The following is a 26,228-nucleotide window of genomic DNA, read 5'->3' as shown; positions in this document are numbered from 1 at the left end:
AGGGTGGCGCCAAATCCATGAAGGGCCGAGGAGGCAAGATGAAGCAGGTTCCCCTGGGGCGCACCGGTCTGACCGTGTCGGAAATCTGCCTTGGCACAATGACCTGGGGCAGCCAGAACACCGAGGCTGAGGGCCATGCCCAGATGGACATGGCGATGGATCACGGTGCGACCTTCTGGGATGCGGCCGAGATGTATCCTGTCAACCCGGTCAGGGCCGAGACCGTCGGCCGTACGGAAGAGATCATCGGCAGCTGGTTCGCGAAGACAGGACGTCGGCACGACGTTGTTCTCGCGACGAAAGTTACCGGAGGGGGGCAGGCCGCCGTCCGAAACGGCGCGCCCATGAGCGGCACGATCATGCGCGAGGCCGTCGAGGGATCGCTGCGCCGGCTGAAGACCGATGTCATCGACCTCTATCAGTTGCACTGGCCCAACCGGGAAGCCTATCACTTCCGCGATATCTGGACGTTCGACCCGCGCGGGCAGGATCGCAACGCAGTGACCGACCACATGCTCGAGATGCTGGAGGCAGCCGACGAATTGATCCGCGCCGGCAAGATCCGCCATATCGCCCTTTCGAACGAAAGCGTCTGGGGGGCGGCGAAATGGCTGGCTTTGGCCGAGGCCCATGGACTGCCGCGCATGATGACCGTGCAGAACGAGTATTCGCTGCTTTGTCGGCAGTTCGACAGCGACTGGGCCGAGTTCTCGGTCATGGAAGACATGCCGCTTCTGGCCTTCTCGCCGCTGGCGACGGGCCTTCTGACCGGGAAGTATGCCAACGGGGCGACGCCACCCGGTTCCCGCCGCAGCCTGAACCCGACGCTGAGCGGCCGCCTGACGCCGCAAGCGCAGGCAGCGGTCGATGAATATGTCGGCGTTGCCGGGCGCCACGGCCTCGATCCGGCGCAGATGGCCATCGCATTCTGCATGTCGCGGCCGTTCCCGACGATCCCGATCATTGGCGCAACCTCGACCGACCAGTTGCGCATCTGTCTCGGGGCTGCCGATGTCCGGCTGGCGGAAGAGGTTCTGGCCGAGATCGACCGGGTTCATCGCCGCTTCGGACAGCCGTTCTGAGAGGCGGGGCTTGCGTCCGTCGGGGCGCTCGTGCCTTTTGGGCGTAACTTCGAATGCAATCGGATTTACAGTCGATGCTCCGCCCCCTGATCCTTGTCGCGTTGCTGGTCCTGTCTGCCTGCAAGCTTTCTTTGCCGGGTGCCCAGCCGAAGGAGGGAGAGCCGACGCCGGCCGCTTCCGCCGCTGCGACCGACATCGCGGTTACACCGCTCGATGCCGCAAAACCCGGGTCCGCGAAGTCCGATGCTCCCCAGCCGGAAGCTGCTGCCGCCACCGCGGGCGCAAAGCCAGCAGCGGCTCCGGCGGCTGCCGGGGGCAAGCCGGGCAAGCCGCAGATGGCTGCGAGCGAGGTCGCCCCAACCGAACCGGACCCCGCCGCGAAGGCGGCCGTCGATGCCGCCGCAGAGGCGGTGCAGCCGCCACCGCCGGTCTACAAGTCTCCCGCGCAACTGGCCTGCGAGAAGAAGAAGGGCGTCTATTCCAAGGTCGGATCGACCGGCGCCCGCGCCTGCGTGATGGAAACGCGCGATGCCGGAAAGCATTGCAGCAAGAAGAGCGACTGCGAGGGGCAATGCCTTGCACGGTCGCAGACCTGTTCGCCGATCACGCCTCTGTTCGGCTGCCAGGACATTCTCGGGCTCAATGGGGAAAGGATGACCCAATGCATCGACTGATCCTTGCTGCGCTGACGCTTGTTGCGGCCTGCGCCCCCGCGCCCACAAAGACCGAAGCACTGCGCCGCGATGGGACGCCGATGTATTCCAATGCGACCTTCGATCCTGCGCGGCTGAAGGGGAAATGGGTTCAAGTGGCCGAACTCGCCTCGGCCGGGGCGCGGCCCTGTTCCGCCGGTGGGCTGACCGTGTCTGACGTGCGCGGCAGCGATTTCACCGTCGATGCCGATCTCTGCCTTGCCGGATTGCCTGCAGGATATGCCGGTCCGGGACGGATCACCGGGCCGGGCCGGATCAGGCTGACCGCTGCCGACCCCGAGGGGCTGGGCGCCGAATGGTGGGTGCTCTGGGTTGATGCGGACTACCGCACGATTGTGATCGGCACGCCCTCTGGCAAGTTCGGCATGATCCTGAACCGCAGCGCCGATCTTCCCCCTGACCGGCTGGCTGCGGCCAAGGAAATCCTCGACTGGAATGGCTACAACACAGCCCGTTTGCGACCGGTGGGTTAGGGCGTGAGGCTCGATCGCAAGGCGCGCAGGTGGCCGGGCAGATCCCGCGCCGCCATGCCCGCGTCGCGCACCAGCCCGTCAAAATGCCGCGACAGCACGGCGATCCGCTCTGGGTCGCGCAGGGCCAGGTAGTGGCTGCCGAGATAGATCACCGCCAGGAAGGGCCCGAAGATGGTGATGGGGGCCGAGAAGATGCGGCGCGCATCGAAGAGGTAGATGCGGACCGAAGGGTAGAGCGCGTCGACCAACGCGATCAGCCTGTCGATCTGCTCCAGCCGGACGCCTAGAGGTAGGCCGGCGTAATAGCCCTCGGCCCGGACGAAAGCTTCGAGTTCGTGAAGCGGAAATGCGATCTCGTAATCGGACCGCGCATGGCGCATCCAGTCGAGCCGCGCCTCGGCTGTCGCCAGCGCCTGAGCCGCATCAGCGCCCAGTTGGGGGCCGTATTCCCATTCCATCATCCGCCGGGTCTTGACCATGTCAGGCAGGGTCGCGGGAACGTGGCGGATCTTGTAGCCCGCAGCTTCCTGATGCCAGCCGAAGATCGTCTCGTCGATCAGGGCGCGCGAGGCGTCCGTCAGCCTGAGAACCTCGGCCAGCCGCGCGTCCGGCAGCTCCGGACGGTCGGTCAGGCCAAGAAGCCAGTCGGCACTGACCGAAAGCGCGATGGCGCATTCTGCCGCCACCTGCGCGTTCGGCAGCCGCGCCGATGCGGGATCGAGAAGCTGCGAGATCGTCGACCGGTCGACACCGACCCTCCGGGCAAGGGCGCTCTGGCTTAGCCCGCGCAGATCCATCGCTTCGCCCAGACGGGCGCGAAACAGATCGGCTCGGCTTCGCTTGTCGCGTGAATCATTCATTTGTTTCATAAAATCATCAATGTTGTGGTTGTGTTGCTTATCCTCTGAATTCCCGCGAGTCCTTGCAAGTGCTATCTTGGCGGGAAAAGAGCCGGGGAATTCAATGCGTTCGAACACGACAGCGGTCGAATGGCCGACTGTGCTTCTGATGGCGGCAACATATGCGCTCTGGGTGATCGGAACGACCTGGGCGGCATCGCTGTGGCTGCCGCTCGGGATCGGACTGACGGCGGTGGCGATTGCCCAGTTCTCGTCGTTGCAGCACGAGGTCATCCACGGCCATCCCTTCCCGTCGCAGGCGTTGAATGATGCGCTCGTTTTCCCGGCACTGATGCCCTATGTGCCCTACGAACGGTTCCGCACCACCCATCTTCAGCATCACTACGATCCGGCCCTGACCGATCCCTACGATGACCCGGAATCGAACTATCAGGACCCGGCGGTCTGGGCGCGGATGCCCTCTTGGGCGCAGACGCTTCTGCGCCTGAACAATACGCTGCTCGGTAGGATGCTGCTGGGTCCGGCAATAGGCACGGTCCTTTTCGTGCAGTCGGACCTCAGGTTGCTGCGTGGCGGGCAAACCGAGATCCGCCGGGCCTGGGCGCTGCACGGGATCGGGCTTCTCCTGGTTCTCGGCTGGCTTCTGGCGGTCGGCTCAATGCCGGTTCTGGCCTATCTCCTTTCGGCCTATCTCGCTTATTCGGTGCTCAAGATCCGCACCTATCTTGAACATCGGGCGCATGAGGCGGCCCGGGCGCGGACCGTGCTGATCGAGGATCGGGGGCCGCTGTCGCTGCTCTTCCTGAACAACAACCTTCATGTGGTGCATCACATGCATCCGGCGGTGCCGTGGTACCGGCTGCCCGCGATGTATGCCGCCAACCGCGACCATTACCTGCGCCGCAACGAAGGCTATCGGTATGTCGGCTACGGCGAAGTGTTCCGCCGCTATTTCCTCAAGGCGAAGGACCCGGTTCCCCATCCGATCTGGCCCGTCCAAAGGAATGCGATGCCGCCTCAGGACGAGCGTATCCGCGCCGCCGAATAGCACCTTGCAGCGGGCAGGGGGGCCTGCGAAACCGGGGTCATGGAACTCTGGGTCATTGTCACCATTGCCGCCGCCGCCGTCCAAACGCTGCGGTTCCTGCTGCAGAAGCGCCTGAAGGGGATTGGCCTTTCGACCGGCGGCGCGACCTTCTCGCGGTTCCTGTTCGGCGCGCCTTTGGCCCTTGCCGTCCTTGCCGTGCTCGTCGTCGCTGGAGAACGTCTTGTTTGGCCGGACTGGACCTTCTGGCCCTACATGCTGATGGGCGGTGTGACGCAGATCGTCGCCACCTTCTGCACGGTGGCGCTGTTTTCCGAACGGAGCTTTGCCGTCGGGATCGCCTTTACCAAGTCGGAGACGCTGATTGTGGCTCTGTTCTCGGCGGTTATTCTGGCCGAGCCAGTTTCGAATGCCGGCCTGATTGCCATTGCCATTGGCACTGCCGGGGTGATCCTGCTGTCGCGTCCGGCGAAGGGGTGGGGCCATTTCTCGATCTTCAACCGCGCCGTTGCGCTTGGTCTGACCGCCGGGGCGCTCTTCGGCCTGTCATCGGTCGGTTATCGCGGTGCGACGCTTCAGGTCGCATCGGACTCGCCCCTTTTCCGAGCTACGGTGGCGTTGGCGGCGGTCAGCACCTTCCAGGCGCTGGCCATGCGCTTCTGGCTGAACTGGCGCGAGCCGGGTGAGGTCGGGCGCGTCATTGCTGCCTGGCGGTCGACAGCGTTCGTCGGGCTGACCGGCATCCTTGGTTCATTCGGGTGGTTCCTGGCCTTCGCGCTGATGAATGCGGCCTATGTGCGAAGCCTGGGTCAGATCGAGCTGATCTTCTCGCTCGCGGTCTCGGTTCTCATCTTCCACGAGAAGGTTACGGCGCGCGAGCTTTTCGGGATCGCGCTGCTGGCCGCGGGAATCGTTGGCGTTGTCGCTATTGCCTAGGCGATGCGCCGGAACACCGGGCGCGGGCCGGTATTGTCGAAGAAGGGCACCGGCGGCGGCGGGCCGTCTTCCGTGAGCCTCTGCGCCACCTCGGCAAGGACGATCTCGGTGATGAAAGGCAGATCGAGCCGCCGTGCCTCTGCCAGAGGAAGCCAGTGCAGGTGGCTGAGTTCGTCCGTCGCCGCCGAGAAATCGCCCGTATCGCCGACGACTGCCTCGGCCCGCGCAAGGAAGAAGCGGGCATCGAACCGGCGCGTCCGTGCGGGTGGAGTTACCGCGCGAAAGATGTAGCGCAGGCCGGCGGCCGAGGGGATCACGCCTCGTTCCGCGAAGCCGTCCCAGCCGGGCGGAAGGTCGGCCTTGCCGGGCCGGCCGAGCGCCAATCCCGCCTCTTCCCACATCTCGCGCAGGGCCGCACCGACCAGGGCATCGGCCGCGCAGTTCCCGCCCGAACTTAGCCGGGCCGCACAGACCGGCGACAGTTCGGTCGAAAGGGGCAGCGCGCCGTCCTCGGGATCGACGGCCCCACCCGGAAAGACGAACTTGGACGGCATGAAGGCCGCAGCTGCGCCGCGTTGGCCCATGAGAACCTCGGGCCCAGACAGCCCGTCCCGCACCAGGATCAGGCTGGACGCGTCGCGGGGAACCGGAACCTCATCCACTTGCGCCGAACCCATGCATCCTCTTTGCCCATTGAACCCCGATCAGGGCGCCCTTCAGCCTTGGCAGAAGATAGAGCGAAAGTGCGACTGTCCCGACCGAAAAGATCGTGCCGAGCAGCAGCGGATCGGGTCGGAATTCGACGAAGGCAATCAGCAGCGCCGGCGCCATCAGGTGGCCGACGATGAGGATGGTCAGGTAGGCGGGGCCGTCATCGGCGCGGTGATGCATCAGTTCCTGTCCGCAGACCGGACAGTGATCGCGGACCTTGAGATAGCCGCTCATCATCGGCCCTGCGCCGCAGTTTGGGCACCGCCGCCGCCAGCCCCGCGAAAGCGCGAGGCGCAGCGGCCGGTCGTCGGCATCGGTAAGGGCGGCGTATGTCATCGCGGAATCCTGAACTGCAGAGACCAGATTTCTACATCGGAGATGCTGCCGCAGAAAGTCATGATCGACGGGGCGCGGCGCGTTGTCGCTGAAACAGGCAGCGACGGAAGTTAACGGCTCATACGTTTCTCATCCAGAACGGCGCGCATGGGTGCGCCCGCCAGAAGGAGTGAGACGATGAACAAGAAGACTGTGTTCGGCACATTCGGGCTGATCGCCGCGATCAGTATTGCCGGTTTCGCACTGGCACAGGAAAACGCGCCTGATGCTCCTGCTCAGGGGATGATGGGCGCCGGCCAGATGGGCGGCCCCGGCATGGGCCGTGGCATGGGGCAGGGCATGGGCGGAATGCCGATGTTCATGTTCGAGCAGATCGATGTGAACAGCGACGGCAAGATCACCAAGGACGAGGTCTTGGCCTTCCGTCAAAGCCGCATCGCCGGACTGGATGCAAACAAGGATAACAAGATTACTGCTGACGAGCTTTCTGCGCAGATGATGCAGAACATGGCGCAGATGGTCGCGCAGCGTTCCACCCAGATGATCGCCCGTCTCGATGTCGACGGGGATGGCGCCCTGTCGGTCGAGGAACTGGCCGCCGGCCCGATGATGGGCGGAGGCATGGGCGAAATGATGTTCGAGCGGTTCGATATCGATGGTGACGGCGCGGTCACGAAGGACGAGGCTGCGGCGGCCATGGCCGACAGGGGGGAGCCCGGCCGCGGACCGGGTGGAAAGCACGGCCATCGCGGCCAAGGCTGGGGCGAGTGGATGCACGGCTGGGGCGACGACAACTGAGCTGAGTGAATCGCGCTCCGGTCCATGCTGGCCGGGGCGCGGACTTGGAAAGGACGGACGGTCAGGCTAGACCCGGACGGAATGGAAATGGCGCTTGATGCCCTGTCGGACGTCTCGGACGAGGCGCTTCTGGTCCTCTATGCCAATGGGGACCAGGCGGCTGCCCGTGCCCTGACCCTTCGCCTGACCCCGCGCGCGTTCGGTTTTGCCGCGCGGGTACTGAGCGACCGGGCCGAGGCCGAGGATGTGGTGCAGGAGGCGATGCTGCGTCTTTGGCGCGTGGCGTCAGACTGGCGGCAGGGTGAGGCGAAAATCTCGACCTGGCTCTATCGCGTGGTGCTGAACCTTTGCACCGACCGCATCCGCAAAAAGCGCCCATCGGCGCTCGAGGATGTGGCCGAGCCAGAGGACGATACACCCGGCGCGCAGGCGGGGCTGATCGAGCGGGACCGGATGCAGGCGCTGGAGGCGGCGCTGGCGCGACTGCCAGATCGGCAGCGACAGGCGGTGGTCTTGCGCCACCTGGAAGGACTGGGCAATCCAGAGATTGCCGAAGTGATGGACATAGGCGTGGAAGCGGTCGAAAGTTTGATTGCGCGAGGCAAGCGCAGCCTGACTGCAATTCTGTCGCCGCGGCGGGCGGAGCTCGGATATGACAACGAAGTTTGAGATGGGCGAGGAGGACCTGGACGGTCTTTTTGCGGAAGCGCGGGCAGACGCACCGCTTCCCCCGGGCAGTCTGGTTCAGCGGATCGAGGCGGCGGCCCTTGCCGAACAGGCCGGGCGCGCAAGCCGTCCGCCTCTTCGGGCCAACATCCCTTCACGAGGACTGATGCCGCACCTGTCAGGCTGGTTCAGAGGGCTCGGTTTGACGGCGGGTCTTGCGACGGCGACGCTGGCGGGGGTCTGGCTTGGTGCCGTCCAACCCGCCGGGCTGTCGAGCGTGACGGACAGTGTCTCGCGGGCGCTTGGGGTGACCGCCTCCCTCGATAGGGTAGACCTGATCCCGGCCTTTGACCCCTTCCAGTCAGAGGGCTGACATGACGCTGGACACCAATCCCGAGGTCGTTTCCCCCGCTCCGGGGCCTGCAGCTACACCGCGCTGGATGAAGATCGCGCTGGTGATCTCGGTTGCGCTCAATCTCGCCGTGGTCGGCGCGATTGCGGGCGCGGCCCTGTTCGGCCCCGGTCGTGAGCATCGTCTGAGTGTGCGCGAGCTCGGTTTCGGTCCCTTCGACAGAGCGTTGTCGCTGAAGGATCGTGAAGCGCTCCGCGACGAGTTCCAGGCCCGGATGGGCGGTCGGTGGAGCGACATAAGGGCAGTCCGCAAGGATCTTGGGGACTTCCTTGCCGCTTTGCGGGCCCAGCCTTTCCAGCCTGACACCCTCTGGTCGCTGGCGGATCAGCAGGAGCAACGCTTGACCGAGAGGCTGAAGCTTGGGCAGCGACTCCTGATCGAACGGGTGGTTGCGATGACCGATGAAGAGCGTCAGCGCTTCGCAGATCGACTTGAAGAAGAGATGTCCCACGGTCGGCGCATGAGTGAGCCGCCACCGATGGCCCCCTGATGGGCAGGGTCGAATTTATGCGGCGGATCGGCTTTGGATGGCGCGATTGCGCCCGGCGGCCTTGGCCATGAGCAGCGCCTGATCGGCACGCTCGACCATGCTGAGGCGCGTGTCTTCGGGCCTTTCGGCGATGGAGAGCGACCAACCGATCGAGACGGTTACCGCGATCGGTTGGCCCGACGGTGTGAGGAAAGGCTCGCCCTTGATTGCGGCACACAGGCGCTGCGCGGTTGCTCGGGCCAGATCGGTGTCGCAATCCGGCAAGGCGACCATGAATTCCTCGCCGCCCATCCGGGCGAGCAAGGCGCCCGGACTGAGTGCAGCCTTCAGCCGCCGGGCCACTTCGACGAGAACCGCGTTGCCAGTCGGGTGCCCCCAGATGTCATTGACCGACTTGAAGCGGTCGAGGTCGATGACCATCACGGCCAGCGACCTGCCCTGCCGCCGCGACCGTTCGATCAGCCGGTCGAGTTCGGGTTCTGCAAAGCGCATGTTGTGCAAGCCGGTGAGCGGATCCATCACCGAATAGCGCAGGCCGTCATCGATCGCCTTGCGCCTGCGGTCGTCATGCTTCTTGCGGCGGATCATCCGATCGAGCCGGAAAGCGATCTCCTCTGCCGGGCAGTCCCGGTCGAGAACGTCCTGGGCATCCATGTTCAGGGCGTTGATGGCCGCAGTGCCGGCTGCGTCCTGCAGGAGCACGCAGAATTCCGCTTCCGGCGCGGCGCCGCGGGTTCTGAGTTCGGACATGAGACGCAGCGTGGCCTCCCCATTTCCGGGGCTGGCGGCCAGCAGGAACGCGTCGATGTGAAGCTGGCCGGCGTCGCGGGGGTTCAGCGCCTCGCTCCGGGTCAGTGCCACAAGGCGATTGCGCTGGTGCGGTTCGAGCCGCTGCAGCAGGGCATCGGCCACGTCATACTTCTCGGCCACGATGGCGGCTAGCCCGGGATGGTCGAATCCCTCGGGCCGTTCTGCCATCCCCGCCTGGCCGAGCGTCGCCTCATGCGCCCGCAGGAGACGCGACGCCGCCCGGGACCGCATCAGCGCCCGCGCCCGCGCCAGCAGCCAGTTCGGGTCGATGGACCGGGGCAGGGCGTCGTCCGCGCCGGCGCGGATTAGCTCAAGGCGCTGGTCGGACAAGAGGTTGTCCAAGAGCATCACGACCGGCACGTCGCTCAGGGCTGGATTTGACCGGATCCGCGCCAGAACCGCAGTGCCCGGCATGTCTGGCAAGGTGCCATTCAGCAGCACCAGGTTGGGAGGGTTGCGCCGCATCACGTCAAGCCCGTTGGCGCCGTCCGCGGCTGTCACGGCGTGGTAGCAGGCCGCCTGAAGCCGCGCCATCAGCACGATCCGGTTCGTCGCGACGCCGTCAATGATGAGTATCCGTCCGCTCATGCCCGGGCTGCCGCATCCTGTTCTTCGCCCCTTCACACTGGATGGCGATTGGTTAAGAAAGTCTTTCGGTCCGGCAGCCACCGCGCTCTCGGCATGGGAGATTACGAAATCGTGAAGCATGATTCTGCCGAGATGCTGGCAATTCGGGCCCTGGGCTGGATCGCGTCGCAACACGAGCTTCTGCCGGCCTTTCTTGCCGCGACCGGTGCCTCGCCTGCCGATTTGCGGCAGGCCGCGTCACAGCCGGCGTTCCTGCGGTCGGTCCTCGAGTTCCTGCTGCAAGAGGATGCCAGGGTGACCGCTTTCTGCGATGAGGCAGGGCTACCCTATTCCGAGCCCATGCAGGCGCATCTGATGCTTCTGGGTGAAGCCGGGCGGAACTGGACCTGATGGATTGCAATTGCTGGCCGTGCGGGTAGGGTGCCCGCATTCTCAGTCGGCGCCAGGTAAGCAAGCGATGATCAAGGGCGTTCTCTTCGACAAGGACGGCACGCTTTTCGACTTCCGCAAGAGCTGGGGCCGCTGGACGCGCAGCATGCTCGATGAATTCGCGCAAGACGAGGCCCATGCCGATGCGATGGCCGCCGCGCTTGGTTATGATCTTGTGACGGATGTCTTCGCGCCGCACAGCCCGGTCGTGACGTCGACCAGCTACGAGATCGCCGAGACTGTCCTGCCGCATCTTCCCGGCGCGACGCACGAAGCGCTGATTGCCCGTTTCAACCAGCTTGCCGTCGAGGCCGAGATGGTGCCGGCTGTTCCTCTGGAACTGCTTCTGTTGCAGCTGCGCGAGCGTGGCCTGCGGATCGGCCTGGCGACGAACGACGTGGAAGAGGCCGCGCGGGCGCATCTCTCTGCGCACGGCGTCGAGGAACTGTTCGATTTCATCGCCGGCAGCGATTCCGGCCATGGGGCCAAGCCCGCGCCGGGGATGCTTCTGGCCTTTGCCCATGCGCAGGGCGTCGCGCCCGGGCAGGTGCTGATGGTGGGTGACAGCACCCATGATCTTGTCGCCGGCAAGGCCGCCGGAATGCGGCCGATCGGCGTGCTGACCGGGCCGGCGGAGCATGAGGATCTGGCCCATCTCGCCGAAGCGGTTCTGCCCAGCATCGGCGACCTTCCGGCCTGGATCGACGATCAGCAGCGCCCGTCAGCGCGCGCTCATGCCAAAAACGACGCAGTTGCGTCGTAAAGTACTCGTCTCGCCCGTCATCCTTGCGCCAATGTCTGGGAAAGACGCGCATCAGGCGGAGTGAAGCGATGAACGATGATGCAGGCCGGCGCAAGCGGGCCGGGGGACGGGCGGGCAACAAGCAGCGCGCAGGGTCCGCGGCCATCGAGCAGATGCCGTGGCGCATCCCCGAGAACCCCGACCGGCCGACCGAACCGCTCGACCATGACGGCGTTATGGCGGTCCATCGCACCACGATGCGCATCCTGCGCGACATCGGCATCGAGTTCCTGAACCCCGAAGCCGTGACGATCCTGAAGAAGGCCGGCTGCAAGGTCGACGGTACCAATGTCCGGATGGACGAGGCCTTCGTCATGGAAATGCTGGGCCACGCCCCGGCCAGCTTCACCATCACGCCTCGCAACCCCGAGCGCGAGATCGTGATGGGCGGCAAGAAGATGGTCTTCGTCAACGTCTCGTCCCCGCCGAATTCCTGGGACCTCGAACGCGGCAAGCGGTCGGGCGATTTCGAGACGTTCAAGGACTTCATGAAGCTGACGCAGTACTTCAACTGCATCCACATTGCCGGCGGCTACCCAGTGGAGCCGATCGACATCCACCCCTCGATCCGCCATCTCGACTGCCTCTTCGAGAAGCTGACGCTGACCGACAAGGTTTGTCACGCCTACTCTCTGGGCGCCGAGCGGGTCGAGGACGTGATGGAGATGGTCCGCATCGCTGGCGGATTGTCCGAGGACGAGTTCCGCGCCAAGCCGCGGATGTATACCAACATCAACTCGGTCTCACCGCTGAAGCACGACTTCCCGATGCTGGACGGCGCGATGCGCCTTGCGCGGCGTGGGCAGCCGGTGGTGGTTACGCCCTTCACGCTGGCCGGCGCGATGGCGCCCGTCACCATGTCGGGGGCAGTGGCGCTGTCTCTGGCCGAGGGCCTCGCCGCGATCGCGCTCCTGCAATACATCAATCCGGGCTGCCCGGTGGCGATCGGCACCTTCACCTCGAACGTGGACATGAAATCTGGCGCGCCGGCCTTCGGCACGCCAGAATACATGCGCGCGACCCAGATGACCGGGCAGCTGGCGCGGTTCTACAAGCTGCCGATGCGGTCCTCGGGTGTCTGTGCCGCCAACGTCCCGGATGCGCAGGCGATGTGGGAAACCTCGAACAGCCTCTGGGCCGCCGTCACCTCGGGCACCAACATGGTCTACCACGCCGCCGGCTGGCTTGAGGGCGGTCTTATCGCCAGCCCCGAAAAGTTCGTGATGGACTGCGAAGTGCTGCAGATGATCCAGCGCTATTTCGAAGAGGCGACCTGGTCCACGACCGAAGACGACCTTGCCTTCGACGCCATCCGAGAAGTCGGTCCAAACGGCCATTATTTCGGCTGCCAGCACACGCAGGAGCGCTACACCACCGCCTTCTATTCTCCCTTCGTGTCGGACTGGCGCAACTACGAGGCCTGGCAACTGGATGGCGCGGTCGAGACGCCCGAACGGGCGCACCGCATCTACAAGGCGATTCTCGCCGAGTTCGAACCGCCACCGATCAACGGTGACCACCTGGAGGAACTGCGCCGCTTCGTGGCGCGGCGAAAACAGGAGGGCGGCGCGCCCACCGATTTCTGAGCCTATCTAGTAGAATTCGTAGCATTCTGCTCGCGACAGGCCGGATGCCCCGGGGTCGGATTACCTCTGTGTTAACCCGCGAAACCTAGCCTTCCCGAAACACCGGGGATGCGCAGATGCATGGGTTGCTCAACCGCTCTATTCAGGGCTTTCTTCGTCGCACCTATGGCGAGGCTGTCTGGCTGGATGTTGCCGCACGCGCCGGACTTGGTCCCGATGGCTTCGAGGCGCTTCTCGATTACGAAGATAGCCTGACCGACCGTGTCGTCGCGGCGGCGGCGCAGCGTTTGGACCGCCCTCGCGATGCCTTGCTGGAGGATCTTGGAACCTATCTCGTCTCCCATCCCGAACTGGAGCGGCTGCGCCGGCTTTTGCGCTTTGGCGGAACCGGCTTTGTCGATTTCCTGCACTCGCTCGACGACCTGCCCGATCGGGCCCGCATGGCGCTGCCGGAGCTGGTGTTGCCGCAACTCGCCCTGAGCGAGCAAAGGTCAGACCGCTTTCGCCTGATGTGCAAGTCTCCGCTCATCGGCACGGGGCATGTCATACTTGGGCTTCTGCGCGCGATGGCCGACGATTACGGTAGCCTTGCCATCCTGGAGCATGAGGGGGCATGGCCCGAAGGCGAAATCATCCGAATCGATCTTCTCGACCTGACCTTCTCGGAAGGGCGGCGCTTCGATCTGGCCGGGATCTCCTGACATGGACGGCGGCATGACCCTGACGGGCCTGATGCTCGACATTGGCTCGATGGCCCGGCTGATGCCGATGTTTCTTTGGCTGACCGAGACCGGGCGTATCGCCCAAGTCGGACCGACGCTGGCCAAGCTTCTGCCCGAGGATGCCGTCGGGCAGGAGTTCTTTGCGCTGTTCGAGGTTGGCCGTCCGGGGAACATCGCCGACATGGCTGCGCTCGCAGCGCGGACAGGCGACCGCCTGCATCTGGTTCGTCGCGGTGAAGGCAGGACCTCGCTTCGCGGCCTTGCCGTTCCACTGCAGGCAGGTCAGGGGCTGCTGCTGAATCTTTCTTTGGGCATCACGGTTGCGGAAGCCGTGCGCGACCACGACCTTACGGATGCGGATTTCGCGCCGACCGACCTCGCGATGGAGCTTCTGTACCTGATCGAGGCCAAGACGGCCGTGATGGGCGAGTTGCGCGCCATGAATCGCCGCCTGGAAGGCGCCCGGTCTGAGGCGGAAGAACGGGCGATGACCGATACACTGACCGGCCTGCGCAACCGTCGGGCGCTTGATCTTGCCCTGGCGGAGCTGGTGACGCGCGGGCAGCCGTTCGGCCTCATGCATCTGGACCTCGACTGGTTCAAGGCAGTGAACGACACGCTCGGCCACGCGGCTGGCGATCATGTCCTGCGCAGCGTGGCGGGCGTTCTGCGGGCGCAGACGCGTGCCGGCGACACGGTGGCGAGGGTCGGCGGCGACGAATTCGTCATCTTGTTGCCCGGACTCGTCGATGCCGAGCGGCTGCAACTCATCTCTGCTCGCATCATCGCGCGGCTGGAGGAGCCGATGGATTTTCAGGGAGTTTCGACGCGGGTCTCTGCCAGCATCGGCATGGCGGCGTCGACCGGTTACGACTGCGTCCTGTCCGACCGGATGCTCGCCGATGCCGATGCCGCGCTATACGAGGCCAAACGGCAGGGACGCGGGCGCGCCATCCTCCACGCATCGACCTGACCCTTCCGGGCGGCGAAGGCCACGGGGCAGGGAGGTTTTCGTCACAAAGGCGAGGACCGGCGGTCAGGCCCGTGGCCGACAGGCTGTCACTTATCGCCCAGTTCCGCGGGCATTCACCGGCAGGTTGGCGCTGGACCGCCGCGACGGCATTGGGTAAGCCTCACGCCGCGCCAACAACCGAGGTTTCCATGTCCGGCCACGCCACGCCCGAACCGATGACCGCCCGCCGCTCGGGCCCGCTCAAGGGCCGCGCCGAGGTGCCGGGCGACAAGTCGATCAGCCATAGAGCCCTGATCTTCGGGGCGATGGCCGTGGGCGAGACGAAGATCACCGGCCTTCTGGAAGGGCAGGATGTGCTCGACACCGCCAAGGCGATGCGCGCCTTCGGGGCCGAGGTCACGCAACATGGTCCCGGAAGCTGGTCGGTGAATGGCGTGGGGGTGGGCGGATTCTCTGAACCGGCCGATGTGATCGACTGCGGCAATTCCGGCACCGGCGTGCGGCTTATCATGGGGACGATGGCGACGACCGCGATCACCGCAACATTCACTGGCGATGCCTCGCTGCGCAAGCGGCCGATGGGCCGGGTGACCGATCCCCTGTCGCTGTTCGGCGCGCGCGCCTTCGGACGGCAGGGCGGCCGGCTACCGATGACCATCGTTGGCGCGGCCGATCCGGTGCCGGTGCGCTACACGCTGCCGGTCGCCTCGGCCCAGGTGAAATCGGCGGTGCTGCTCGCCGGCCTTAATGCCCCTGGCGAGACCGTGGTGATCGAGAAGGAACCGACCCGCGACCATTCGGAACGGATGCTGCTGGGTTTCGGTGCGAAACTGTCGGTCGAAAAGACGGCCGAGGGCCACGTCATCACGCTGACGGGCCGGCCGGAGCTCAAGCCGCAGACAGTCGCCGTTCCGCGCGACCCGTCCTCGGCCGCATTTCCGGTCTGTGCCGCACTGATTGTCGAAGGGTCGGACATCCTCGTGCCCGGCGTCAGCCAGAACCTGACTCGCAATGGCCTTTACATCACGCTGGTCGAGATGGGGGCCGACATTGAATTCCAGAACCCGCGCGAAGAAGGCGGCGAGCCTGTGGCGGACCTGCGGGTGCGGGCCAGCAGCCTCAAGGGAATTGAGGTGCCGCCGGAGCGGGCGCCCTCGATGATCGATGAATACCCGATCCTGTCGGTCGTCGCGGCTTTTGCCGAAGGCAAGACGGTGATGCGCGGGGTGAAGGAACTGCGCGTCAAGGAAAGCGACCGGATCGACGCCATGGCGCGCGGGCTTGAGGCCTGTGGGGTGCGTGTTGAGGAGGACGATGACACGCTGATCGTCCACGGCCTAGGCGCGGGTGGCGTTCCGGGCGGCGCGACGGCGAAGACCCATCTCGACCATCGGATCGCTATGAGCTTCCTTGTCTGCGGGATGGCGGCGAAGCAACCGGTCGGCGTGGATGACGCCTCGCCCATCTTGACCAGCTTTCCGGTCTTTGAAGGCTTGATGAAGGGGCTGGGCGCGGACCTCGTCCGCCGCTGACGCCGTGGGTCAGGCAGAAGGGGGCGCTGCCCCCTCGCGCCCTTGGGCTCACCCCCCGGGTTGCTTTTTCAAAAGAAGAAACCCGGCGCCGCTAGTCGAGGGGACGTTCGCCAATCCTCTGGGCGACCATCACCAGATAGCCGTCGGGGTCCTGCACGAGGAATTCCCGCTGGCCGCCCAGCCTGTCGCCCCAGTGGCGCCAGCGTTCTCGAAGTGCCACATAGAGGGGCACGCCCGCCGCGGCGACGGTCCGGGCCAGCGCATCGACATCGTGAACATAGACCTGAAACACCACGCCACGGCCGAAGGGGCGCTCCATCGGGCCGGTCTCCCAGGCACCGTCGCGCGGATACATCATCGCCTGTGCGCCATCGGGATGCTCGAGATAGACAAATTGCTGCTCGGGCCGGGAGTAGGCGATGCGGAAGCCGAGGACACCGCGCCAGAAGGCGAGGCTTTCGTCCAGATCAGTGACGAGGAATTCGGGCATGCCCATCGCCCAGGTTCGAGGCGGTGCGCCGGTGATCATCGGTCCCTCGCGGTTTGACAGGGCTCCATCCTTGGGCAACAAGGTCAGCCGGCGCAAGGAGGAGCGGATGATCTTCACGGTGGCGATCGACGGGCCGGCGGCATCGGGCAAGGGAACGATCGGACGTGCCATTGCGGAGCGGTTCGGCTTTTCGCACCTGGATACGGGCCTTCTCTACCGGGCAGTGGGAGCAAAAGGGGGCGATCCGGTCGATGCGGCGCGCGGGCTAGGGGCAGCAGACCTGGCGCGCGAGGACTTGCGCACGGCCGAAGCGGGACAGGCGGCGAGCAGGGTGGCTGTCATCCCGGAGGTCCGCGCCGCCCTGTTCGATTTCCAGCGGCGCCGGGCACGGGCCGTGGGGGGCGCCGTGCTGGACGGGCGCGACATCGGCACGGTGATTTGCCCCGAGGCCGAGGTGAAGCTCTTCGTCACCGCCTCGCCCGAGGTGCGGGCGCGGCGGCGCTGGCTGGAGCTCGGCGGAGAGGCGGCGCCTCTGAGCTACGACGCGATGCTGGCCGAGGTGCGCGACCGCGACGCCCGCGACATGGGCAGGGCCGACGCTCCGCTGAAGCCGGCAGAGGATGCCATAACCCTCGATACATCCGAGATGGATATCGACAGCGCGGTCGCCCGCGCCATATCGATCGTAGAGGTGGCTTTGGCAAAGGGCGGGGCGGGATGACAAGGCTTCGGATACCTGATCTGGAAGGCAAGGCGGTTCTTGTTACGGGAGCTTCGACCGGTATTGGCGCCGCCGTCGCGCGTGCATTCGCCGCCCAAGGGGCACGGGTGGGGCTGCACTACAACGCAAGTGTCGAGGCGGCGGAAAAAATTGCAGCCGAGATCGAGGCGGGGCAGGGCAAGGTCCGGCTGATCCGTGCGGATGTTTCGACGGGAGCGGGCGCGCGCGACGCGGTGGAGCAGGCCGTGCGGGCATTTGGCGGCCTTGATGGCCTCATCAACAACGCGGGCGGCATGGTTCGACGCGTGCCCTATGCCGAGGCGCGTGAGGCCGATTACGACGAGATCATGGACCTCAACGCCCGGTCCGTGATCGTGGCGTCGCAGGCGGCCATCGCGCCGATCAAGGCGGCAGGAGGTGGGTTCATCATCAACACCACTTCGGTTGCGGCGCGAAATGGGGCGAGCGGCGGGGCAGGGCTTTACGGCGCGTCCAAGGCCTTCGTGCACAACGTGACGCGCGGCATGGCGAAGGAACTGATCCCCTTTGGCATCCGGGTCAACGCGGTCGCCCCGGGGGTAATCGAGACGCCGTTTCACGAACGCTATTCGACGGAGGCGCAACTCAAGGCGCAGCTTGCGACCATTCCCCAGGGCCGGCTCGGAACGGTAGAGGACTGCGTGGGTGCCTACCTGTTCCTCGCCTCGGCGGTCCTTTCTCCCTACATCGTCGGCCAGGTGATCGAGGTGAATGGCGGACAGCTTATGCCGTGATCCGGCCCCCGGGGCGATCAGTCCTCGGGCACCCAGCCGCCGAGGGCTGGCTGGCTGTCGATCACCTTCAGATAGGTCTGGATCGCAGTCAACTGGTCAAGTCGGGCTGTCAGCGCCGCGCCGATACAGGCAGGGACGCGCCGGTCGGGAGCCACGGTGCGGGCCAGTTCCATCGCCTCGGGCAGGGCATCGCTGAATCGCACCCCCGCGCAGGACCGCCAGTTGGCCTCGAAGCGTTCGGTCTGGGCCATATCGTCATCTGCCCGTTCGTCGCCCGACAATGCCGCCGTCACCAGTTCGATCTGGCGATAGATGCGCGCCAGATCGACCTCGGTGCACAGCCAGGCTTCTGCCTCATCAGCCGGCCCGGCCCCGGCTGCCGCGCAGGAGGCCAGCCGTCCTTCCACAACGGGCAGATATTGCGATGGCCGCAGCGCGGTCGTGATGATCCCCCAGTTCGCCAGATCCGGGTCGGCGACCAGGGCGGTGTTGGTCGAGCCCACCTGCAGCGCCGCGCGGATCATCCGGTCGTCGCCGATCATCTCTCGCGCATAGGCGATCTGGTCCACGGCAAAGGATTGCAGGTCGAATTGCTGGGCCAGCGCCTCTTCGGAGGGCACCACGACATCATTTTCATAGCGCGCCGCATGGATGCCGAAGTCACCCTCGACTTTCCGCTTTACCCCGCCCAGGAACATAAGCGTGCAGGCCGAATGGCAGCCGACGTCTCCGGCGGGGACCAGGGTGTCAAGTCCCGCCTCGCGCACGGTGCGGCCCAGAATCATTGCCGTGCCCGGCTCGCCGCCGCCTGACTCGAGGACCAGAAGCGGGCGGTAGGGGCTGTCGGGCGCCATGGCGACCAGCGACTTGAACAACGCCTCGGGGAAAAGCGCGAAATCGTCGGGCGTGATCGTGCCCGAGGCATGCAGGATGACCCGGCCGCTCTCGGCATCGGTCGAAACCTCGTAGCTCATCGCATCGGCGGGACCTGCGCCAAGGCCAGCTGGCAAACAGACCGACAGGATCACGGCCGCGGTTTTCGTCATGGAGTCCCCCAGTCGCAATTTCGCGGCGCAACGCTACCACAACCACGTACCGGCTTCATCGTCGCTTGCCAGCGGGCCGGATACTCCCTATATCGGCGCCGACCCGTACGGGTCTTTGCCCCTCCGGCCTCCGGACGGGGTAATTGCTGTTTCGAGCATGAAGACCGGCGGAGCCAACCGCATGGCCAGTGAAAATGATGAAAGGACCAAACTACGCATGTGCGCTAAAGCATCCATGGAAGAATTCGAAGCCCTCCTGAAGGAAAGCTTCGAGATTGACACCCCCGAAGAGGGCTCGGTTGTCAAAGGCAAGGTGATCGCCATCGAGGCGGGCCAGGCCATCATCGACGTCGGCTACAAGATGGAAGGCCGCGTTGACCTGAAAGAATTCGCAAGCCCCGGCGAAGCGCCCGACATCCATGTCGGCGACGAAGTCGAGGTCTATCTGGACCGGGTCGAGAACGCGAAAGGCGAGGCTGTCATCAGCCGCGAGAAAGCCAAGCGCGAAGAGGCCTGGGACCGTCTGGAAAAAGCCTATGCCGCCGAAACCCGCGTCGAAGGCGCGATCTTCGGCCGCGTCAAGGGTGGCTTCACCGTCGATCTGGGCGGCGCCGTCGCCTTCCTTCCGGGCAGCCAGGTTGACGTGCGCCCCGTGCGCGACGCCGGCCCGCTCATGGGCATGAAGCAGCCCTTCCAGATCCTGAAGATGGACCGCCGCCGTGGCAACATCGTGGTGTCGCGCCGCGCGATCCTGGAAGAGAGCCGCGCCGAACAGCGTGCCGAAGTCATCTCGAACCTGACCGAAGGCCAGGTTGTCGATGGTGTGGTCAAGAACATCACCGAATACGGTGCGTTCGTTGACCTGGGCGGCGTGGACGGCCTGCTGCACGTGACCGACATGGCCTGGCGCCGTGTCAACCATCCGTCGGAAATCCTGTCGATCGGCGAGACCCTGAAGGTTCAGGTCATCAAGATCAACAAGGACACCCACCGGATCTCGCTTGGCATGAAGCAACTCCAGGCCGATCCGTGGGATGCCGTTGAGAAAGCCTATCCGATCGGGTCGGTCCACAAGGGCCGAGTGACCAACATCACCGATTACGGTGCGTTCGTCGAACTGGAAGCCGGCGTCGAAGGCTTGGTCCACGTCTCGGAAATGAGCTGGACCAAGAAGAACGTCCATCCCGGCAAGATCGTCTCGACCTCGCAGGAAGTCGACGTCATGGTTCTCGAGATCGACAGCGCCAAGCGTCGCGTCTCGCTGGGCCTGAAGCAGACGCAGCGCAATCCGTGGGAAGTCTTCGCTGAAAGCCATCCGGTCGGTTCGACCATCGAGGGCGAAGTCAAGAACATCACCGAATTCGGTCTGTTCGTCGGCCTCGACAACGATATCGATGGCATGGTGCACCTCTCCGACCTGAGCTGGGATCAGCGCGGCGAGGATGCGATCCAGAACTACCGCAAGGGCGATACGGTCAAGGCCGCCGTCACCGAGGTGGATACCGAGAAAGAGCGCATCTCGCTCTCGATCAAGGCTCTGGGCGACGACAGCTTCTCGGATGCGGTCGATGGCGTGAAGCGCGGTTCGGTCATCACGGTCACTGTCTCGGCGATCGAGGATGGCGGGATCGAGGTGGAGTACAACGGCGCCAAGTCGTTCATCCGCCGCTCGGACCTGTCGCGTGACCGTTCGGAGCAGCGCCCTGAGCGCTTCCAGGTCGGTGACCACATCGACGTCCGCGTGACCAACATCGACCCGAAGACCCGTCGTCTGGGCCTGTCGATCAAGGCGCGCGAGATCGCGGAAGAGAAAGAGGCCGTCGAACAGTATGGCTCGTCCGATTCGGGCGCGTCGCTGGGTGACATCCTTGGGGCGGCGCTCAAGGGCTCCGACCGGGGCTGAGGCCGCTCGCCGCTCCGCAGCAATTGGGGCTCCGCCGCTGGCGGGGCCCTTTCTTTTTGCGCGAAGCCCCGCCAAGTGCAGGCGCTGGAAGGGTTTTCCTGTTTGTGCGACGAATATTCTTCCCTATAGTCGACCAAAGAACATGTGGCGGCGGCCTGGCACGACCACAGGGGGGGACTTAAGGACATGATCCGGTCTGAACTGATCCAGAAGATCGCGGACGAGAATCCGCATCTCACTCAACGCCACGTCGAGCGTATCGTGAACACCGTGTTCGAAGAGATCATCGAGGCGCTGGCCAAGGGCGACCGTGTCGAGTTACGGGGCTTCGGTGCCTTCTCGGTCAAGGCCCGCGATGCCCGTCTGGGCCGCAATCCGCGCACCGGCGAAGCGGTCGATGTCGAGCAGAAGGACGTGCCGTTCTTCAAGACCGGAAAGCTCTTGCGCGACCGGTTGAACGGCAAGTAAACCCCCCGTCGGGATCGACTGCCCGATCCTTGGGACGCGAGGTCTGACGATGCGGTTTCTTCGCTACCTGCTGCTTGGGCTACTTACAGTTGCCCTTCTGACGATTGCCCTCGCAAATCGTGATCCTGTCGCGCTGCGGCTTCTGCCTGACAGCATCGGCCCCTTCGCCGGGATCGGTTGGACGATCCAGATCCCGCTGTTCCTGGTTGTCTTTGGCGGCATCGTCGTGGGGGTGCTGATCGGTTTCGTCTGGGAATGGCTGCGCGAAACCAAGCATCGGTCGATCGCCAGCCGCAAGTCGCGGGAAGTGGCCAATCTCGAACGCGAGGTTGCCCGGCTTCGCGAGGATAAGCCTGAGCACAAGGACGAAGTTCTGGCGCTCCTGGAAAGCCCCCGCAAGGCGAGCTGAGCATGACCGAGATCCGGGTCAAGATCTGCGGCCTGCGGACGGCGGCAGATGTCGAGGCTGTGGCCGAGGCGGGTGCCGCCTATGCGGGCTTCGTCTTTTTTGCGAAATCGCCGCGCAATCTTTCGATACCTGAGGCGCGGACAGCCGCTCTTGCCGCTCCGGTCGGCCTCGCAAAGGTGGCGCTCGTGGTCGATGCCGATGACGCTGCCCTCGACCGGATCACCGGCGAGGTGCCGCTCGACATGCTGCAACTCCACGGGCGCGAAAGCACTGACCGGGTTGCCGAGATCCGCGCCCGCTACGGGTTGCCGGTGATGAAGGCGGTGGGCGTGGCCGAGGCAGGTGATCTGGCCGCGGTGCTCGACTACAGCCTCGTGGCCGACCAGATCCTGGTCGACGCCAAGCCTCCCATGGACGCGGTTCTGCCGGGCGGCAACGGACTGACCTTCGACTGGCGGCTGGTGGCGCAGCGCCGCTGGCTTCGGCCGTGGATGCTCGCGGGCGGGCTGACAGCCGAAAATGTCGCCGAGGCGATCCGGTTGACCAACGCGCGGCAGGTCGATGTCTCGTCCGGCGTCGAAGGCGCGCCGGGGATGAAGGACCCGGCGAAGATCCGGGCGTTTGTGAAGGCGGCCCGCGGCTTCACGCTTCCTTAGGAGCCACAGTCTGCGGCCAAGGTTCTCAGATTGGCTCCCTGCTTCGGTCGGGTCAAAACCTCGCGCTTTACCCTGCGCCTGTGCAGCGCTACATCCATCGGGCCAAGCCCGGAGGATGCGATGCCCGAAGACATGCCCAACAGCTACATGACCGGCCCCGACGAACAGGGCCGCTTTGGCATCTTTGGCGGGCGCTTCGTATCAGAAACGCTGATGCCGCTCATCCTCGATCTCGAGGAACGCTACGAGCATGCCAAGACCGACCCGACCTTCTGGGCCGAGATGAACGATCTCTGGACCCATTATGTCGGCCGCCCGTCGCCGCTTTACTACGCCGAGCGCCTGACGCAGCACCTTGGCGGTGCGAAGATCTACATGAAGCGCGACGAGTTGAACCATACCGGCGCGCACAAGATCAACAACGTGCTGGGCCAGATCATCCTTGCCCGCCGCATGGGCAAGACCCGGATCATTGCTGAGACGGGGGCGGGCCAGCACGGCGTGGCAACCGCGACCGTCTGCGCCAAGTTCGGGCTGAAATGCGTGGTCTACATGGGGGCCCATGACGTCGAGCGCCAGGCGCCGAACGTGTTCCGCATGAAGCTTCTCGGGGCCGAGGTGATCCCGGTTACGTCAGGCCGCGGCACGCTCAAGGATGCGATGAACGACGCGCTGCGCGACTGGGTCACCAATGTGCGCGACACCTTCTACTGCATCGGCACGGTTGCCGGTCCGCATCCCTATCCGGCGATGGTCCGCGACTTCCAGTCGATCATCGGCAAGGAAGCCAAGCAGCAGATCCTCGAACGCGAGGGCCGGCTGCCCGACACGATCATCGCCGCGATCGGTGGCGGGTCGAATGCGATGGGGCTGTTCTATCCCTTCCTCGACGACAAGAGCGTGCGGATCATCGGGGTCGAGGCCGGCGGCAAGGGTGTGGACGACCGGATGGAGCATTGCGCCAGCCTTACCGGCGGTCGGCCCGGCGTCCTTCACGGCAACCGGACCTACCTCTTGCAGGACGAGGACGGCCAGATCCTCGAAGGCTATTCGATCTCGGCGGGGCTCGACTATCCCGGCATCGGGCCAGAGCATTCCTGGCTGCATGATGTCGGCCGTGCCGAGTACGTCTCGATCACCGATGCCGAGGCGCTGGCAGCCTTCCAGCTCTGCTGCGAGCAGGAGGGAATCATCCCGGCGCTGGAGCCGAGCCATGCGCTGGCCCATGTGATGAAGATCGCGCCGACGCTTCCGAAGGACCACCTGATCGTGATGAATCTCTGCGGTCGCGGCGACAAGGACATCTTCACGGTGGCCAAGCACCTTGGCGTCAACATGAAAATCTGACGGACGGTCTCATCCTCCGAAATTCTGAAAGCCCTGCCTTTTGGCGGGGTTTTTCCTTTTCCGACAGTGGGTTGCGCTGAGCTCCAAGCGCCTAAACCCAGGTTTATGGACCTAAACCGCCTGCCAATGGCACCAATGCTAAACTCTCGGCGAATGGTCCGCTGCCAGAATATGCGGCCTCGTTGGCTTGTCGCAACACCGCGGCGCAACAGAGAGGAAAGGCCATGAAGATCTTGATCGCGTCCTCGATCGCCATGTTCATCTTCGCGGCTGGCAGCCTGCCATCTCAGGCTGCCGCATTATCCGGTGTCGGGCTTCAGCCCACCGTGATGGAGAGCGGCAAGACATCAGGCGAACCGGCTTAACTCGCTCGCCGCGGCCGTGGCACCGACGATCCAGCAGGAGATACGCGCCACTGATGCGGCGCCGAAGATCCGGTTGGCCATGGCCAAGCCAGACGATCGCGGTCGGCTGCCGTCGCGGCCGGCCGTTTCCCCAGAATCCTGAAAGGAGACCCCATTGAAACACACACTCCTCCCCGTCACGCTTTTCCTGCTGCTCTCGGGCGGCGGCGCCTCTGCCGAGGTCAACGTCAACGCCCTTGCTGCGGACCTTCAGTCGCAGGGCTTCACGCGCATCGAAATGCGGGAGACACCAAACCAGCTGAAAGTCGAAGCAATCCGCGGCACCGAAAAGGTCGAGACCATCTACGACAAGTCGACCGGTGCCGTCCTCAAGTCCGAGACCGAGAAGGTCGGCGCCTTTGAAGACACCAGCCCCGGTGTTACCCTGCGCCAGAGGAACCGCGATTTCGTTCGCGCGGCCGAGGGGCAGTCATCCGACGACGATTCCGCAGACGATAACTCGTCCGATGACGACAGCCAGAGCACGGGATCAGATGACGGTCCGAACCACGATGTCGGAGACGATCATGGCAGCGATGACCGTGGCGATGACAGCGGCGATGATGGCGGTGATGACAATGGCGGCGATCATTCGTCTGGTGGCAGTTCCGGTGGTGGATCGGATGATGGCGGCGCGGATGATCACGGCGGCAACAGCGGCTCGGATCACGGCGACTCTGGCGGTGATAGCGACGGCGGATCGGGTGGATCGGACCACAGTGGGAGCGGCGGCGGAGGCGAAGGATCGGACGACTGATCTGCTCCTCGATTGAACCTTGAGACCCGGCGTGGGGAAGTCTTGCCCCGCGACCGGGCCTCGTCGATACTGACCCGGCCCTGCCCGGGGGAGAGTGAGGAAGACATGCGGCGAAGAACCCTGCTTCTGGGGCTGGCACTGATGGCGGTTCCACTCGCGCCTGCCCTTGCTCAGGATGTTGGCCAGCAGATTGCTAGCCGCCTGCGTGAGCTTGGTTACCAAGACATTACCATGTCGCGGACCCTGTTGGGGCGGGTGCGCATCACGGGCATTCGCGGCAGTCAGCAGCGTGAGATCGTCATCAACCCCAGCTCGGGAGAAATCCTACGCGACCTCGCGACGGACACGCGCACAGGGTCGGCGGCGTCTGACATTCTCGATGACGATGGCCGATCGGATCAAGGTCGTTCCGGATCGTCCGGAACTTCGGGAGGTGACGACTCCGGCGGCAGCAACTCGGGAAGCGGCGGGTCCGGAAGTGGCGGCTCGGGTGGCGGCGGCTCGGACGATGGCGGGTCTGGTGGAAGTGGCTCCGGCGGAAGCGGTTCCGACCATGACGGCGGCTCGGGTAGCGACAGCGCCGGCTCCGGCGACGGTGGTGGCTCGGACAGCAGCGGCGGGTCCGGCAGCAACAGCGGTTCCGGAGGGTCCGGTTCGGGAGGCTCCGGATCGGATGATTCAGGTGGAGATCACGGATCTGGTGGCGATGACGACTGACGGCGTACTGCGACGGCGCAGGGTGGGCCGGGAATGAGGAAGGGTTGGCTTGTTCTGGCCATTCTGTTCTTTCAGGCCGTTTGCACGGTTTTCTTCGTCTGGGACATCCTGAGTTCGGTTCTGGGTTTGCAATCGCACCCCCTCAGCTGGGAGGCGCGGGAACTCCTGGAAATCGGCGCGGCTGTCGGTCTGTTGCTTGGGCTGGTTCTGGGGGGCTTCGCGCTGTTCCGCGCCATCGCGGATCGCAACCGCGCAGAAGAGCGGTTGCGCCGTGCGTCTGGGGCCTTCATGGAGCTTCTTGAGGAGCGGTTTGCCGAGTGGGGTCTTACACCGGCGGAAAGTGATGTTGCCCTGTTTGCGATCAAGGGGATGACAACCGCCGAGATCGCCAGCCTGCGCAAGACCAGCGAAGGTACGGTCAAGGCGCAAACCAACGCGATCTACCGCAAGGCCGGGGTGACCGGCCGCTCGCAACTCTTGAGCCTCTTCATCGAGGATCTGATGACGGGCGAACTTGGCGGTGCGAGCCCGGCTGTCGAGAAGGCTGCACGCCAGGTCGAGACCGTCTGAACG

At 65.0% G+C, this 26,228-nt stretch carries 32 protein-coding genes; 26 read left to right on the top strand and 6 right to left on the bottom strand.

Translation table 11 applies throughout. The features are described 5' to 3' along the window. Positions 1-38: 38 nt before the first annotated feature. The 3 genes from L0V05_RS08470 (at position 39) to L0V05_RS08460 (ending at position 2,268) form a co-directional block, all read left to right on the top strand. The gene (locus L0V05_RS08470; RefSeq protein WP_234869675.1) at positions 39-1,082 is read left to right on the top strand and encodes an aldo/keto reductase; all 1,044 of its coding nucleotides are present in this window, start codon (positions 39-41) and stop codon (positions 1,080-1,082) included. Positions 1,083-1,156: 74 nt separating this feature from the next. Continuing rightward, positions 1,157-1,756, top strand: a complete 600-nt coding sequence (locus tag L0V05_RS08465) for a hypothetical protein (RefSeq protein WP_234869674.1) — start codon at positions 1,157-1,159, stop codon at positions 1,754-1,756. Next, on the top strand, positions 1,744-2,268 hold the full coding sequence (locus L0V05_RS08460; protein WP_234869673.1) for a lipocalin family protein: 525 nt from the start codon (positions 1,744-1,746) through the stop codon (positions 2,266-2,268). The genes L0V05_RS08465 and L0V05_RS08460 overlap by 13 nt, the downstream gene beginning before the upstream one ends. Here L0V05_RS08460 and L0V05_RS08455 read toward each other — a convergent pair. Continuing rightward, complete coding sequence (locus L0V05_RS08455) at positions 2,265-3,128, bottom strand: helix-turn-helix domain-containing protein (protein WP_234869672.1); 864 nt, start codon at positions 3,126-3,128, stop codon at positions 2,265-2,267. The two genes, L0V05_RS08460 and L0V05_RS08455, sit on opposite strands and share 4 nt — an antisense overlap. A gap of 103 nt (positions 3,129-3,231) precedes the next feature. Here L0V05_RS08455 and L0V05_RS08450 point away from each other — a divergent pair, with 103 nt between their 5' ends. Beyond that, positions 3,232-4,176 carry a fatty acid desaturase gene (locus L0V05_RS08450; protein ID WP_234869671.1) on the top strand — a complete coding sequence of 315 codons (945 nt, stop codon included), beginning with the start codon at positions 3,232-3,234 and terminating at the stop codon, positions 4,174-4,176. 39 nt (positions 4,177-4,215) lie between these two features. Continuing rightward, entirely contained in the window at positions 4,216-5,109 is an 894-nt protein-coding gene (locus L0V05_RS08445) for a DMT family transporter (RefSeq protein ID WP_234869670.1), read from the top strand. Here the strand turns inward: L0V05_RS08445 and L0V05_RS08440 are convergent. Together L0V05_RS08440 and L0V05_RS08435 are read right to left on the bottom strand one after the other, a co-directional pair. Further along, entirely contained in the window at positions 5,106-5,786 is a 681-nt protein-coding gene (locus L0V05_RS08440; protein WP_234869669.1) for an NUDIX hydrolase, read from the bottom strand. The genes L0V05_RS08445 and L0V05_RS08440 overlap by 4 nt on opposite strands. Next, complete coding sequence (locus tag L0V05_RS08435; RefSeq protein ID WP_234869668.1) at positions 5,764-6,156, bottom strand: DUF983 domain-containing protein; 393 nt, start codon at positions 6,154-6,156, stop codon at positions 5,764-5,766. The genes L0V05_RS08440 and L0V05_RS08435 overlap by 23 nt, the downstream gene beginning before the upstream one ends. A 177-nt stretch (positions 6,157-6,333) precedes the next feature. On the opposite strand from L0V05_RS08435, the gene L0V05_RS08430 reads away from it, so the two are divergent. From L0V05_RS08430 to L0V05_RS08415, 4 genes are all read left to right on the top strand, one after another. Further along, positions 6,334-6,954: an EF-hand domain-containing protein gene (locus tag L0V05_RS08430; RefSeq protein WP_234869667.1), complete on the top strand. Its 621-nt coding sequence runs from the start codon at positions 6,334-6,336 to the stop codon at positions 6,952-6,954. Positions 6,955-7,035: 81 nt separating this feature from the next. After that, on the top strand, positions 7,036-7,623 hold the full coding sequence (locus L0V05_RS08425) for an RNA polymerase sigma factor (RefSeq protein WP_234869666.1): 588 nt from the start codon (positions 7,036-7,038) through the stop codon (positions 7,621-7,623). Beyond that, on the top strand, positions 7,607-7,993 hold the full coding sequence (locus tag L0V05_RS08420) for a dihydroorotate dehydrogenase (RefSeq protein WP_234869665.1): 387 nt from the start codon (positions 7,607-7,609) through the stop codon (positions 7,991-7,993). The genes L0V05_RS08425 and L0V05_RS08420 overlap by 17 nt, the downstream gene beginning before the upstream one ends. Before the next feature lies 1 nt (position 7,994). Next, a complete protein-coding gene (locus L0V05_RS08415) occupies positions 7,995-8,522 on the top strand; it encodes a periplasmic heavy metal sensor (RefSeq protein WP_234869664.1) in 528 nt (175 codons plus the stop codon). A gap of 15 nt (positions 8,523-8,537) precedes the next feature. Here L0V05_RS08415 and L0V05_RS08410 read toward each other — a convergent pair whose 3' ends face one another. Then, positions 8,538-9,920, bottom strand: a complete 1,383-nt coding sequence (locus L0V05_RS08410) for a diguanylate cyclase domain-containing protein (protein WP_234869663.1) — start codon at positions 9,918-9,920, stop codon at positions 8,538-8,540. A 111-nt stretch (positions 9,921-10,031) separates the two neighbouring features. Between L0V05_RS08410 and L0V05_RS08405 the strand changes: the two genes are divergently transcribed. The 6 genes from L0V05_RS08405 (at position 10,032) to aroA (ending at position 15,964) form a co-directional block, all read left to right on the top strand. Further along, the gene (locus L0V05_RS08405; RefSeq protein ID WP_234869662.1) at positions 10,032-10,310 is read left to right on the top strand and encodes a DUF3572 domain-containing protein; all 279 of its coding nucleotides are present in this window, start codon (positions 10,032-10,034) and stop codon (positions 10,308-10,310) included. A 67-nt stretch (positions 10,311-10,377) separates the two neighbouring features. Then, the gene (locus L0V05_RS08400) at positions 10,378-11,112 is read left to right on the top strand and encodes an HAD family hydrolase (protein WP_234869661.1); all 735 of its coding nucleotides are present in this window, start codon (positions 10,378-10,380) and stop codon (positions 11,110-11,112) included. Positions 11,113-11,180: 68 nt separating this feature from the next. Further along, on the top strand, positions 11,181-12,737 hold the full coding sequence (locus tag L0V05_RS08395) for a trimethylamine methyltransferase family protein (RefSeq protein ID WP_234869660.1): 1,557 nt from the start codon (positions 11,181-11,183) through the stop codon (positions 12,735-12,737). Positions 12,738-12,853: 116 nt separating this feature from the next. Next, positions 12,854-13,438, top strand: coding sequence for a heme NO-binding domain-containing protein (locus tag L0V05_RS08390; RefSeq protein WP_234869659.1), 585 nt, complete (start codon positions 12,854-12,856; stop codon positions 13,436-13,438). A gap of 13 nt (positions 13,439-13,451) precedes the next feature. Further along, positions 13,452-14,432: a GGDEF domain-containing protein gene (locus tag L0V05_RS08385; protein WP_234869658.1), complete on the top strand. Its 981-nt coding sequence runs from the start codon at positions 13,452-13,454 to the stop codon at positions 14,430-14,432. Positions 14,433-14,620: 188 nt separating this feature from the next. Continuing rightward, a complete protein-coding gene (gene aroA / locus L0V05_RS08380) occupies positions 14,621-15,964 on the top strand; it encodes a 3-phosphoshikimate 1-carboxyvinyltransferase (protein WP_234869657.1) in 1,344 nt (447 codons plus the stop codon). A gap of 91 nt (positions 15,965-16,055) precedes the next feature. Here aroA and L0V05_RS08375 read toward each other — a convergent pair whose 3' ends face one another. Continuing rightward, positions 16,056-16,454, bottom strand: a complete 399-nt coding sequence (locus tag L0V05_RS08375) for a VOC family protein (protein ID WP_234869656.1) — start codon at positions 16,452-16,454, stop codon at positions 16,056-16,058. A 106-nt stretch (positions 16,455-16,560) separates the two neighbouring features. Here L0V05_RS08375 and L0V05_RS08370 point away from each other — a divergent pair, with 106 nt between their 5' ends. Together L0V05_RS08370 and L0V05_RS08365 are read left to right on the top strand one after the other, a co-directional pair. Continuing rightward, positions 16,561-17,175 carry a (d)CMP kinase gene (locus tag L0V05_RS08370; RefSeq protein WP_234870569.1) on the top strand — a complete coding sequence of 205 codons (615 nt, stop codon included), beginning with the start codon at positions 16,561-16,563 and terminating at the stop codon, positions 17,173-17,175. Further along, positions 17,172-17,948: an SDR family NAD(P)-dependent oxidoreductase gene (locus tag L0V05_RS08365; RefSeq protein WP_234869655.1), complete on the top strand. Its 777-nt coding sequence runs from the start codon at positions 17,172-17,174 to the stop codon at positions 17,946-17,948. The genes L0V05_RS08370 and L0V05_RS08365 overlap by 4 nt, the downstream gene beginning before the upstream one ends. Before the next feature lie 17 nt (positions 17,949-17,965). Here L0V05_RS08365 and L0V05_RS08360 read toward each other — a convergent pair whose 3' ends face one another. Then, positions 17,966-18,994: a COG3904 family protein gene (locus L0V05_RS08360; protein ID WP_234869654.1), complete on the bottom strand. Its 1,029-nt coding sequence runs from the start codon at positions 18,992-18,994 to the stop codon at positions 17,966-17,968. Positions 18,995-19,175: 181 nt separating this feature from the next. Between L0V05_RS08360 and rpsA the strand changes: the two genes are divergently transcribed. The 9 genes from rpsA (at position 19,176) to L0V05_RS08315 (ending at position 26,225) form a co-directional block, all read left to right on the top strand. After that, on the top strand, positions 19,176-20,897 hold the full coding sequence (rpsA, locus tag L0V05_RS08355) for a 30S ribosomal protein S1 (RefSeq protein WP_255683684.1): 1,722 nt from the start codon (positions 19,176-19,178) through the stop codon (positions 20,895-20,897). Positions 20,898-21,083: 186 nt separating this feature from the next. Next, entirely contained in the window at positions 21,084-21,365 is a 282-nt protein-coding gene (gene ihfB / locus L0V05_RS08350) for an integration host factor subunit beta (protein WP_234869652.1), read from the top strand. Between the two features lie 49 nt (positions 21,366-21,414). Further along, entirely contained in the window at positions 21,415-21,774 is a 360-nt protein-coding gene (locus L0V05_RS08345; RefSeq protein WP_234869651.1) for a lipopolysaccharide assembly protein LapA domain-containing protein, read from the top strand. A gap of 2 nt (positions 21,775-21,776) precedes the next feature. Further along, positions 21,777-22,430, top strand: coding sequence for a phosphoribosylanthranilate isomerase (locus tag L0V05_RS08340; RefSeq protein WP_234869650.1), 654 nt, complete (start codon positions 21,777-21,779; stop codon positions 22,428-22,430). A gap of 120 nt (positions 22,431-22,550) precedes the next feature. Further along, positions 22,551-23,777: a tryptophan synthase subunit beta gene (gene trpB, locus L0V05_RS08335; protein ID WP_234869649.1), complete on the top strand. Its 1,227-nt coding sequence runs from the start codon at positions 22,551-22,553 to the stop codon at positions 23,775-23,777. Positions 23,778-24,001: 224 nt separating this feature from the next. Further along, complete coding sequence (locus L0V05_RS08330) at positions 24,002-24,142, top strand: hypothetical protein (protein WP_234869648.1); 141 nt, start codon at positions 24,002-24,004, stop codon at positions 24,140-24,142. 154 nt (positions 24,143-24,296) lie between these two features. Continuing rightward, on the top strand, positions 24,297-24,938 hold the full coding sequence (locus tag L0V05_RS08325; RefSeq protein WP_234869647.1) for a hypothetical protein: 642 nt from the start codon (positions 24,297-24,299) through the stop codon (positions 24,936-24,938). 379 nt (positions 24,939-25,317) lie between these two features. Continuing rightward, positions 25,318-25,692, top strand: a complete 375-nt coding sequence (locus L0V05_RS08320; protein WP_234869646.1) for a hypothetical protein — start codon at positions 25,318-25,320, stop codon at positions 25,690-25,692. Then, positions 25,689-26,225, top strand: coding sequence for a helix-turn-helix transcriptional regulator (locus L0V05_RS08315; protein WP_234869645.1), 537 nt, complete (start codon positions 25,689-25,691; stop codon positions 26,223-26,225). Before L0V05_RS08320 ends, L0V05_RS08315 begins: the two co-directional genes overlap by 4 nt. Positions 26,226-26,228: the final 3 nt, after the last annotated feature.

It is taken from the genome of Alitabrizicola rongguiensis (genome assembly GCF_021491355.1).
GTDB lineage: Bacteria > Pseudomonadota > Alphaproteobacteria > Rhodobacterales > Rhodobacteraceae > Aliitabrizicola > Aliitabrizicola rongguiensis.
Note: the sequence above shows the minus strand (reverse complement) of the source record. Positions and strands in the feature narration are given on the sequence as shown.